The organism is Streptomyces prunicolor NBRC 13075 (assembly GCF_000367365.1).
GTDB classification, from domain to species: domain Bacteria; phylum Actinomycetota; class Actinomycetes; order Streptomycetales; family Streptomycetaceae; genus Streptomyces; species Streptomyces prunicolor.
On the sequence record NZ_BARF01000125.1, the window covers coordinates 1 to 10,307 of the forward strand.

General features: G+C 71.9%; 9 protein-coding genes. 7 read left to right on the forward strand and 2 right to left on the reverse strand.

What is annotated here, in order from left to right:
- Positions 1–51 precede the first annotated feature (51 nt).
- Both SPR02S_RS47920 and SPR02S_RS47925 read right to left on the reverse strand, forming a co-directional pair.
- A complete protein-coding gene (locus SPR02S_RS47920; RefSeq protein ID WP_019064189.1) occupies positions 52–861 on the reverse strand; it encodes a DUF3097 domain-containing protein in 810 nt (269 codons plus the stop codon).
- 34 nt (positions 862–895) lie between these two features.
- Positions 896–1,618 carry an MBL fold metallo-hydrolase gene (locus SPR02S_RS47925; RefSeq protein ID WP_026151556.1) on the reverse strand — a complete coding sequence of 241 codons (723 nt, stop codon included), beginning with the start codon at positions 1,616–1,618 and terminating at the stop codon, positions 896–898.
- Positions 1,619–1,791: 173 nt separating this feature from the next.
- Here SPR02S_RS47925 and hrcA point away from each other — a divergent pair, with 173 nt between their 5' ends.
- The 7 genes from hrcA (at position 1,792) to SPR02S_RS47960 (ending at position 10,294) form a co-directional block, all read left to right on the forward strand.
- A complete protein-coding gene (gene hrcA, locus SPR02S_RS47930) occupies positions 1,792–2,808 on the forward strand; it encodes a heat-inducible transcriptional repressor HrcA (protein WP_019064191.1) in 1,017 nt (338 codons plus the stop codon).
- A complete protein-coding gene (dnaJ, locus tag SPR02S_RS47935; protein WP_019064192.1) occupies positions 2,809–3,942 on the forward strand; it encodes a molecular chaperone DnaJ in 1,134 nt (377 codons plus the stop codon). It abuts the gene before it with no gap.
- Positions 3,943–4,097: 155 nt separating this feature from the next.
- Complete coding sequence (locus tag SPR02S_RS47940; protein ID WP_019064193.1) at positions 4,098–5,174, forward strand: nitronate monooxygenase; 1,077 nt, start codon at positions 4,098–4,100, stop codon at positions 5,172–5,174.
- Positions 5,171–5,923, forward strand: a complete 753-nt coding sequence (locus SPR02S_RS47945) for a 16S rRNA (uracil(1498)-N(3))-methyltransferase (RefSeq protein ID WP_019064194.1) — start codon at positions 5,171–5,173, stop codon at positions 5,921–5,923. Before SPR02S_RS47940 ends, SPR02S_RS47945 begins: the two co-directional genes overlap by 4 nt.
- A gap of 18 nt (positions 5,924–5,941) precedes the next feature.
- The gene (locus tag SPR02S_RS47950; RefSeq protein WP_019064195.1) at positions 5,942–6,334 is read left to right on the forward strand and encodes a VOC family protein; all 393 of its coding nucleotides are present in this window, start codon (positions 5,942–5,944) and stop codon (positions 6,332–6,334) included.
- A gap of 143 nt (positions 6,335–6,477) precedes the next feature.
- Positions 6,478–6,990, forward strand: coding sequence for a hypothetical protein (locus SPR02S_RS47955; protein WP_019064196.1), 513 nt, complete (start codon positions 6,478–6,480; stop codon positions 6,988–6,990).
- A gap of 82 nt (positions 6,991–7,072) precedes the next feature.
- Positions 7,073–10,294, forward strand: a complete 3,222-nt coding sequence (locus SPR02S_RS47960) for a S41 family peptidase (RefSeq protein ID WP_019064197.1) — start codon at positions 7,073–7,075, stop codon at positions 10,292–10,294.
- Positions 10,295–10,307 lie beyond the last annotated feature (13 nt).

Below are 10,307 nucleotides of genomic sequence, written 5' to 3' on the forward strand. Positions count from 1 at the left end.
GCCCCGTCAGCCCCGTCAGCCCCGTCAGCCCCGTCAGCCCCGTCAGCCCCGTCAGCCGCCCTCGGGTGCCGTGACGAAGTCGATCAACTCCTCCACCCGCCCCAGCAGTTCCGGCTCCAGATCCTTGTAAGACCCCACCCTGGCCAGAATCGCCTGCCACACCGCACCGGTGTTTTCCGGCCAACCCAGTGCCCGGCACACCCCCGTCTTCCAGTCCTGACCGTGCGGGACGCGGGGCCACGCGGCGATGCCGACGGAGGACGGTTTCACGGCCTCCCAGATGTCGATGTACGGGTGGCCGACGACCAGGGCGTGCTCGCTCGTGACCGACTGGGCGATGCGCCACTCCTTGGTGCCGGGGAGCAGGTGGTCGACCAGGATGCCGAGGCGGGCGTCCGGGCCCGGGGCGAACTCCTCCACGATGGCCGGCAGGTCGTCGACGCCCTCCAGGTACTCGACCACCACGCCCTCGATGCGCAGGTCGTCGCCCCACACCCGCTCGACGAGCTCGGCGTCGTGCCGGCCCTCCACGTAGATCCGCCCGGCGCGAGCCACACGCGCGCGTGCACCGGGGACGGCCACCGAACCGGAAGCCGTACGAGTGGGCCGTAGCGCACTCGACGGCGGCCTGACCAGGGTCACCACGCGGCCCTCCAGGAGGAAGCCGCGGGGTTCCATCGGGAACACCCGGTGCTTGCCGAAGCGGTCCTCCAGGGTGACCGTGCCGGCCTCGCAGCGGATCACCGCTCCGCAGAAACCGGTGCCCGGCTCCTCGACCACCAGGCCCGCCTCCGCGGGGACCTCGGGGGCCGGCTTGGGCTTCTTCCACGGCGGGGTCAGGTCGGCGGAGTACTGGCGCATTCGGATGACGATAGGAGAACCGGGCCGACGGTCCTCACGACACGCCGAAACGCGTTGCCAACGCGTCCCGTTGGGCCCGCACGAAGGCCGCGTCCACCACCGCTCCGTGACCGGGTACGTACAGCGCGTCCTCTCCGCCCAGGGAGAGCAGTCGGTCGAGTGCCGCAGGCCAGTGGGGTGGTACGGCGTCGGGGCCCGCCTGCGGTTCGCCGGATTCCTCGACCAGGTCGCCGCAGAAGACGACCGGCGGGGAGCCGGGGACGAGGACCGCGAGGTCGTGGGCCGTGTGTCCGGGGCCGACGTTCGCGAGCAGGACCTGTCGGTCGTCGCCCAGGGGGAGCGTCCACTCGTCCGAGATCAGGTGCCGCGGGTACGTCAGAGCGGCTACGGCCTTGTCGGCCACGCGCGCGTAGAGGCCGTTCCGGACCGCGTCCGTGCGTAGTTCCTCCCGCTCGTCCGTCAGTACCCGCTCCACGCCCGCCGCGCCGAATACCTCCGCGTCCGCGAACTCCGCCGCCCCGAAGACATGGTCGAAATGGGCGTGGGTGAGCGCGAGATGGGTCACAGCGTGCCCGGCGAGGGCCCGCGCCTCCGTGCGCAACCGTGCGCCCTCCGCCAGGCTCGACCCCGCGTCGATCATCAGCGCCGAGCCCGCCCCCACGACCAGCCCGACCGTGCAGTCCCAGCCAGGCAGCCGGCACCGGCCCACCCCGGCCGCCAGCCGCTCCCACCCCGCCCCTTCCCAAGTCACCGTCATGCAGCGACGCTAGCGGTGACGGCACTCAGGGCGTGACATCGCAGGACCGGCCTTGCCCGGGGTGTACCTCACGGCCGTACACTGGGCCGGGGAACGCTGGCACTCGCGCGCACAGAGTGCCAGGAAAGGGCAGCCCGGTACCAAAACGGCGACCAGAACTGGAGGTGTGCGCGATGCTCAGCGAACGCAGGCTTCAGGTGCTGCGCGCCATCGTCCAGGATTACGTCGGCACCGAGGAGCCGGTCGGGTCCAAGGCGCTCACCGAGCGGCACAGCCTCGGCGTCTCCCCGGCGACCGTGCGCAACGACATGGCGGCCCTGGAGGACGAGGGGTACATCGCCCAGCCGCACACCAGCGCCGGGCGCATCCCCACCGACAAGGGCTATCGGCTCTTCGTCGACAAGCTCGCCGGCGTCAAGCCGATGACCGGCCCCGAGCGCAAGGCGATCCAGAACTTCCTCGACGGCGCCGTGGACCTCGACGACGTCGTGGGCCGTACGGTGCGGCTGCTCGCGCAGCTCACCCGGCAGGTCGCCGTCGTGCAGTACCCCTCGCTGACCCGCTCGACCGTCCGCCACGTGGAGCTGCTCTCGCTGGCCCCCGCGCGCGTGATGCTCGTGCTGATCACCGACACCGGGCGGGTCGAGCAGCGCATGGTCGACTGCCCGGCGCCCTTCGGGGAGAGCTCGCTCGCGGATCTACGCGCGCGGCTCAACAGCCGGATCGCGGGCCGCCGCTTCGCGGACGTACCGCAACTCGTGCAGGACCTGCCGGAGGCCTTCGAGGCCGAGGACCGCGGCACGGTCACGACGGTGCTCTCCACCCTCATGGAGACCCTCGTCGAGGAGACCGAGGAGCGATTGATGATCGGTGGCACCGCCAATCTCACCCGCTTCGGACATGACTTTCCCCTCACCATCCGCCCCATCCTGGAAGCCTTGGAGGAGCAGGTCGTCCTCCTCAAGTTGCTTGGTGAGGCGGGGGATTCGGGCATGACCGTACGGATCGGTCACGAGAACGCCTACGAGGGACTCAACTCCACTTCCGTGGTGTCGGTCGGCTACGGTTCGGGCGGCGAGGCAGTCGCCAAGCTCGGCGTGGTCGGACCGACCCGCATGGATTACCCGGGAACGATGGGAGCGGTACGCGCAGTGGCACGGTACGTCGGACAGATCCTGGCGGAGTCCTAAGTGGCCACGGACTACTACGCCGTTCTCGGCGTGCGTCGCGACGCGTCGCAGGATGAGATCAAGAAGGCCTTCCGTAGGCTCGCGCGCGAGCTGCACCCGGACGTGAATCCGGATCCGAAGACCCAGGAGCGGTTCAAGGAGATCAACGCCGCTTACGAGGTGCTCTCGGACCCGCAGAAGAAGCAGGTCTACGACCTCGGCGGCGACCCCCTCTCGCAAGCGGGCGGCGCCGCCGGCGGCTTCGGCCAGGGCGGCTTCGGGAACTTCTCGGACATCATGGACGCGTTCTTCGGTACGGCGTCGCAGCGCGGACCGCGCTCGCGCACCCGCCGTGGCCAGGACGCCATGATCCGGCTGGAGATCGAGCTCGACGAGGCGGCCTTCGGCACCACGAAGGACATCCAGGTCGACACGGCCGTCGTCTGCAACACCTGCAACGGCGAGGGCGCCGCCCCCGGCACCTCCGCGCAGACCTGTGACATGTGTCGCGGTCGCGGTGAGGTCTCGCAGGTGACCCGGTCCTTCCTGGGCCAGGTCATGACGTCCCGCCCCTGCCCGCAGTGCCAGGGCTTCGGCACGGTCGTGCCGACGCCGTGCCCGGAGTGCGCCGGTGACGGCCGCGTCCGCTCGCGGCGCACCCTCACCGTCAAGATCCCGGCCGGTGTGGACAACGGCACGCGGATCCAGCTCGCGGGCGAGGGCGAGGTCGGCCCCGGCGGCGGCCCCGCCGGTGACCTGTACGTCGAGATCCACGAGCTGCCGCACGCGATGTTCCAGCGCCGCGGCGACGACCTGCACTGCACGGTCACCCTCCCGATGACGGCGGCGGCCCTCGGCACGAAGGTGCCGTTGGAGACGCTCGACGGCATGGAGGAGGTCGACATCCGCCCGGGCACCCAGTCCGGCCAGTCGATCCCGCTGCACACCCGAGGCATCACACATCTGCGCGGCGGCGGCCGGGGCGACCTCATCGTGCACGTCGAGGTCACCACCCCGACCAAGCTGGACGTCGAGCAGGAACGTCTGCTCCGCGAACTGGCGAAGCTGCGCGGCGAGGAGCGGCCCATGGGGACGTTCCAGCCGGGTCAGCAGGGGCTTTTCTCACGCCTCAAGGACGCTTTCAACGGTCGCTGAGAGGGTCCGGGGGCAGCCGCCCCCGGACCCTCTCTTTGATCCGGCTCCGGTCCGAACAGCCTCGTCCTCGATGGCCGGACCGGCTGAAACCAATGGCATGTGCCAGCGCCAAGGCCGGATTCGGACTTGTTCGGAGGACGTGACAACATGCCGTCATGTCCTCCGCACTGACCGATCTCTTCCCTCATCCGATCGTGCAGGCCCCGATGGCGGGCGGTGTCTCCGTCCCGCGTCTCGCGGCCGCCGTGTCCGAGGCCGGCGGGCTGGGATTCCTCGCCGCCGGGTACAAAACGGCCGACGGCATGTACCAGGAGATCAAGCAGCTGCGGAGCCTGACGACCCGCCCCTTCGGCGTGAACCTGTTCATGCCGCAGGCGGAGTACGCGGACAAGGCCGCCGTCGACGTCTACGCCCACCAGCTGGCCGGCGAGGCCACGTGGTACGAGACGGAACTCGGCGACCCGGACAGCGGCCGCGAGGACGGCTACGACGCCAAGCTGTCCGTCCTGCTCGACAACCCGGTGAAGGTCGCCTCCTTCCACTTCGGCATCCCCACCCCGGAGGTACTGGACTCGCTGCGCCGGGCCGGCACCTTCACCCTCGTCACCGTCACCACCGTCGAGGAGGCCCTCGCCGTGGAGCGGGCCGGTGCCGACGCGGTGATCGCGCAGGGCGTCGAGGCCGGCGGCCACCAGGGCACCCACCGCGACCTCCCGGAGCACGACGGGGCCGGTCTCGGCCTGCTCTCCCTCGTCGCCCAGATCCGCGAGACCGTGAACCTCCCGATCGTCGCCGCCGGCGGTCTGATGCGCGGCAGCCAGATCGCCGCGGCCCTCGCGGCGGGCGCGAGCGCGGCCCAGCTCGGCACGGCGTTCGTGGCCGCGCCGGAGTCCGGCGCCCACGCGCTGCACAAGCAGGCGCTCACCAACCCCCTGTTCACGCGTACCGAGTTGACCCGCGCGTTCTCCGGCCGCCCGGCCCGCGGCCTGGTCAACCGCTTCATGCGCGAGCACGGCCCGTACGCCCCCGCCGCGTACCCCGAGATCCACCACCTGACCTCGCCGCTGCGCAAGAAGGCCGCCGCGTCCGGCGACCCGCAGGGCATGGCGCTGTGGGCCGGACAGGGCCACCGCATGGCCCGCGAGCTGCCCGCCGGCCAACTGGTCGAGGTCCTGGTCGCCGAACTCGCCTCCGCCCGGACAGCGTTGTCGACCGGGGGCGGCCTCCGATGACCGCGCCGGTGTTCGTGGTCGAGTCCCTGGAGGGTGTGGGCCCCGGCTCCGTCGCCGAGGTGGCCGGTCCCGAGGGACGGCACGCGGTCTCCGTACGGCGGCTGCAGCCCGGCGAGGACGTCGTCCTCACGGACGGGCAGGGCCGGGGCGCCTCCGGTGTGGTCCTCAGGGCCGAGGGCAAGGACCGCTTGATCGTCGAACTCCACGACTTCCCGGTCGAGTTGGAGCCCACGCCCCGCATCACCGTCGTCCAGGCCCTTCCCAAGGGCGACCGCGGCGAGCTGGCCGTCGAGACGATGACCGAGACCGGCGTCGACGCGATCGTCCCCTGGGCGGCCGCCCGTTGCATCACGCAGTGGAAGGGCGACCGGGGTCTCAAGGCCCTCGCGAAGTGGCGGGCCACCGCACGCGAGGCCGGCAAGCAGTCCCGCCGGCTGCGCTTCCCGGAGGTCACGGACGCGGCAACGAGCAAACAGGTTGCGGCACTTCTGGCCAAAGCCGACTTCGCCGCCGTCCTCCACGAGGACCGCGACTACGGCAGCGAGCCGCTGGCCACCGCCGAACTCCCCACCGAGGGCGAGATCGTGCTGGTCGTGGGCCCCGAAGGAGGCGTCACCCCCGAGGAGTTGGCCCTCTTCGAGGACGCGGGGGCGAAGGCCTACCGCCTCGGGCGTAGCGTGCTGCGTACATCGACGGCCGGGACCGCGGCGAGCGCCCTGCTCCTGGGCCGTACCGGACGCTGGTCCTGAACCAGGGGGGGGATCGCCGTGGAACTCGCCCAAGTACGGCTGCTCGTCACCGACTTCGCCGCCTGCTACCGCTTCTACGCCGAGGTCCTCGGTCTGAAGCCCCAGTCGGGGGCGGCCGAGGGACCGTACGAGAAGTTCTCCCCCTCCCTCGGATCCGCCGGGATCGCGCTCCAGGACCGGGCGATGATGGCCCAAGTCCTGGTCGAGCTGGGGGACTTGGCGACCGGGCACCGCTCGCTCGTGGTGCTGCGGGTGGACGACCTGGACGGGTACTGCGGGCAGATCACCGCGCGGGGCGCGGAGTTGGTGCACGGGCCCGCGCCGATGACGGACCGGATGCGGGTCGCCCATCTCAAGGATCCCGAGGGCAACGTGGTGGAGCTTCAGGAGTGGCTGCTGCTCCGGGGCTGACGGATCGTGCGCCGGTGACCGCGCCCCCGGCGCACGGGTGGCCGTATGCGCTCTTCCGCGTGCGCGCCGACGGTGGCAGGCTGCCGTCCATGGGGGCGTTGAGACGGAACTGGCGTCGGCCGCGCGGTCGGCGGGTGGCCGCTGTGGCGGGGCTCGCGGTGGTGACCGTGGGCGGAGCCGTCGCGTGCCAGCCCGGTGATCTCAGCGCGGCGACCGTCGCGTACACCACCGACAAGACGGCGACCGCGGAGCTCAAGCGGGACCATGTGAGCGTGCGCTGGCTGACCTGCACGGGCAACTACGGCAGCAACAACAAGGCCTCCACGTCCGGGAGTTCGCCCTCGCCGACCGAGACCACCGTCGTCAGCGTCGACTGCCAGGGGCAGACGAACGACAACCGGGACATCACCGTCACCGGCAAGGTCACCCGGGCCGTCGACGGCGCGTGCGTGCGCGGCGACCTGGTCGGCAAGGTCGCCGGCAAGCAGGTGTTCCACGTGACCGGGCTCGGCGACTGCAACGCGGCGACACCATCGTCCGTGTCCAATCCGAACCCGAGTCTCACCTACGGCCCGGGACCGACCGTCACCGTCACCGTCACCAAGACGATGTGGTGCAAGGGCGACCCGACCTGCTGGCCCGTCGAAGGCAAGTGACCGCCGGCCCACGGAGGGCGCTGTCGGGAGCAAGTGATCCAAACCGCTGTCGTCGCAGGCCGTAGCTGCATACGCTGATCAGGTGACTCAGCCCTCAGCGTCCGCAGCCCAGGCCTATCTCCGCTTCCCGCATCTGCACGGCGAGTTGGTCGCCTTCACCGCCGAGGACGACGTGTGGCTGGCGTCCCTCGACGGCGGCGGCCGGGCCTGGCGGGTCAGCGCGGAGAACGTGCCGGTGACCCACCCCCGCATCTCGCCCGACGGCACCACCGTCGCCTGGACCTCCACCCGCGACGGCGCCCCCGAGGTGCATATCGCCCCGGTCGACGGCGGCCCCGCCAAACGCCTGACGTACTGGGGCAGTTCACGCACCCAGGTGCGCGGCTGGACGGCGGACGGCCAGGTCCTCGCACTCAGCACCCACGGCCAGGCCAACCTCCGCCGCAGCTGGGCCCGTTCGGTCCCGCTCGACGGCGGACCGGCGACGATCCTCCCGTACGGCTGGGTCGGCGACGTCGCCCGCGGTGAGACGGCCACGGTCCTCCTCTCCGCCCCCATGGGCCGCGAGGCAGCCTGGTGGAAGCGCTACCGGGGCGGCACGGCGGGCAAGTTGTGGATCGACCGCGAGGGCGACGGCGAATTCACGCGCCTGCACGAGGAGTTGGACGGCAACATCGAGTACCCGGTGTGGGCGGGGGAGCGGATCGCGTTCCTCTCCGACCACGAAGGCACCGGCGCGCTCTACTCCTCCCTCGCGGACGGCTCCGACCTCCGCCGCCACACCCCCCTCGACGGCTTCTACGCCCGGCACGCGTCCGGTGACGGCACCCGGATCAGCTACTCCTCCGCCGGTGAACTCTGGCTCCTGGACGACCTGGACGGCGCCGAACCGCGCCGCCTCGACCTCCGGCTCGGCGGCCAGCGCACCGACCAGCAGCCGTTCCCGGTGGCCGCCGCCCGCTGGTTCGGCTCCGCGTCGCCCGACCACACCGCGCGCGGCAGCGCGGTCGCCGTACGCGGCGCCGTCCACTGGGTCACCCACCGCTCCGGCCCCGCCCGCGCCCTCGCCGCCACCCCCGGCGTCCGCGCCCGACTGCCCCGCACCTTCCGCGCCGACGGCGAGGAGTGGGTGGTGTGGGTGACGGACGCCGAGGGCGACGACGCCCTGGAGTTCGCCCCCGCCACCGGCCTCGCCCCCGGCGCGACCCCGCGCAGACTCGCCGCCGGACAGCTCGGCCGCGTCCTCGCCCTCACCGTGGCCCCCGACGGCAGCCGGGTCGCCGTAGGCTCGCACGACGGACGCGTCCTCCTCGTCGAGCGCGAGACCGGCGAGGTCCGCGAGGTGGACCGCAGCGAGAACGGCGACGCGACCGGCCTCGCCTTCTCCCCGGACTCGGCCTGGCTCGCCTGGTCGCACCCCGGCCCGCGCCCCCTCCGCCAGCTCAAACTCGCCAACACCACCGACCTGTCGGTCACCGAGGCGACCCCGCTCCGCTTCCAGGACTACGCCCCCGCCTTCACCCTCGACGGCAAGCACCTGGCCTTCCTCTCCACCCGCTCCTTCGACCCGGTCTACGACGAGTACGTCTTCGACCTGGCCTTCGTGGTCGGCGACCGCCCGCACCTGATCACCCTCGCCGCGACGACCCCGTCCCCCTTCGGACCGCAGCGCCACGGCCGCCCCTTCGAGACCCCGGACAAGGACGAGACCCCCGACAGCGAGGGCCGCCCGGCCACCCGCGTCGACCTCGAAGGCCTGGCCGACCGCATCGTCGCGTTCCCGGTGGAGGCAGGCCGCTACTCCAACCTGCGCGCGGCCAAGGACGGCGTCCTGTGGCTGCACCACCCGGTCCAGGGAGTCCTCGGCGCCACCCGCGCGACCCCCGAAGACCCGGACCCCAAAACGGAGTTGGAGCGCTACGACCTCGCCCAACAGCGCATCGAGCACCTCGCCGGAGACGCCGACCACTTCGAGGTCAGCGGCGACGGCAAGCGCGTCCTGCTCTGGACGGACCACAAACTCCGCGTCGTCCCGAGCGACCGCCGCGCTTCCGGCTCGGACGACGACGACAGCGACTCGAACATCAACGTCGACCTGTCCCGCATCCGCCAGACCGTCGACCCGGCCGCCGAGTGGCGCCAGATGTTCGACGAGACCGGCCGCATCATGCGCGACAACTTCTGGCGCCCCGACATGAGCGGCGTCGACTGGACCGGCGTCCTCGACCGCTACCGCCCGATCCTCGACCGCGTGGCCACCCACGACGACCTGGTCGACCTCCTCTGGGAGGTGCACGGCGAACTGGGCACCTCGCACGCCTACGTCACCCCGCGCGGCGGCCACGGCCACGGCGAACGCCAGGGCCTGCTCGGCGCCGACATCTCCCGTCACGAGGACGGCAGTTGGCGCATCGACCGCATCCTGCCCTCGGAGACCTCCGACCCGAACGCCCGCGCCCCGCTCGCCGCCCCCGGGGTAGCCGTCCGCGCGGGCGACGCGATCCTCGCGGTGGCCGGCCAACCCGTGGACCCGCTGACGGGCCCGGCCCCCCTCCTCGTCGGCACGGCGGGCAAACCGATCGAGCTGACGATCTCCCCGGCAGGCGGCGGAGACCCACGCCACACGGTGGTCGTCCCCCTGGCGGACGAGGAACCCCTCTACTACCACGCCTGGGTGGCCGACCGCCGCGCCTACGTCCACGAGAAGTCCGGCGGCCGCCTCGGCTACCTCCACGTCCCCGACATGCAGGCCCCCGGCTGGGCCCAGATCCACCGCGACCTGCGCGTGGAGGTGGCCCGCGAGGGCCTGGTCGTCGACGTCCGCGAGAACCGCGGCGGCCACACCTCACAGCTGGTCGTGGAGAAGCTGGCCCGCCGCATCGTCGGCTGGGACCTCCCCCGAGGCATGCGCCCGTACAGCTACCCCGAGGACGCCCCGCGCGGCCCCGTCGTAGCCATCGCCAACGAATTCTCCGGCTCCGACGGCGACATCGTCAACGCGGCGATCAAGGCACTGGGAATCGGCCCGGTGGTCGGCACGCGCACGTGGGGCGGCGTCATCGGCATCGACAGCAGGTACCGGTTGGTGGACGGGACCTTGATCACCCAGCCCAAGTACGCGTTCTGGCTTGAGGGTTACGGGTGGGGGGTCGAGAACCACGGGGTGGACCCGGACGTAGAGGTGGTCCAGCGCCCACAGGATTACGCGGCGGGAAGGGACACCCAGCTGGACGAGGCAATCAGGTTGGCGCTGGAGTCACTGGAGACCGTTCCGGCAAAAACCCCGCCAGTGTTGCCCACCTAAGGGGCGCGGGGCT

What these genes read in the sequence shown, in the direction of transcription:
- SPR02S_RS47920 (WP_019064189.1), bottom strand. Translation starts at nt 861, where the DNA reads ATGCGCCAGTACTCCGCCGACCTGACCCCGCCGTGGAAGAAGCCCAAG.
- SPR02S_RS47925 (WP_026151556.1), bottom strand. Translation starts at nt 1,618, where the DNA reads ATGACGGTGACTTGGGAAGGGGCGGGGTGGGAGCGGCTGGCGGCCGGG.
- hrcA (WP_019064191.1), top strand. Translation starts at nt 1,792, where the DNA reads ATGCTCAGCGAACGCAGGCTTCAGGTGCTGCGCGCCATCGTCCAGGAT.
- SPR02S_RS47940 (WP_019064193.1), top strand. Translation starts at nt 4,098, where the DNA reads ATGTCCTCCGCACTGACCGATCTCTTCCCTCATCCGATCGTGCAGGCC.
- SPR02S_RS47945 (WP_019064194.1), top strand. Translation starts at nt 5,171, where the DNA reads ATGACCGCGCCGGTGTTCGTGGTCGAGTCCCTGGAGGGTGTGGGCCCC.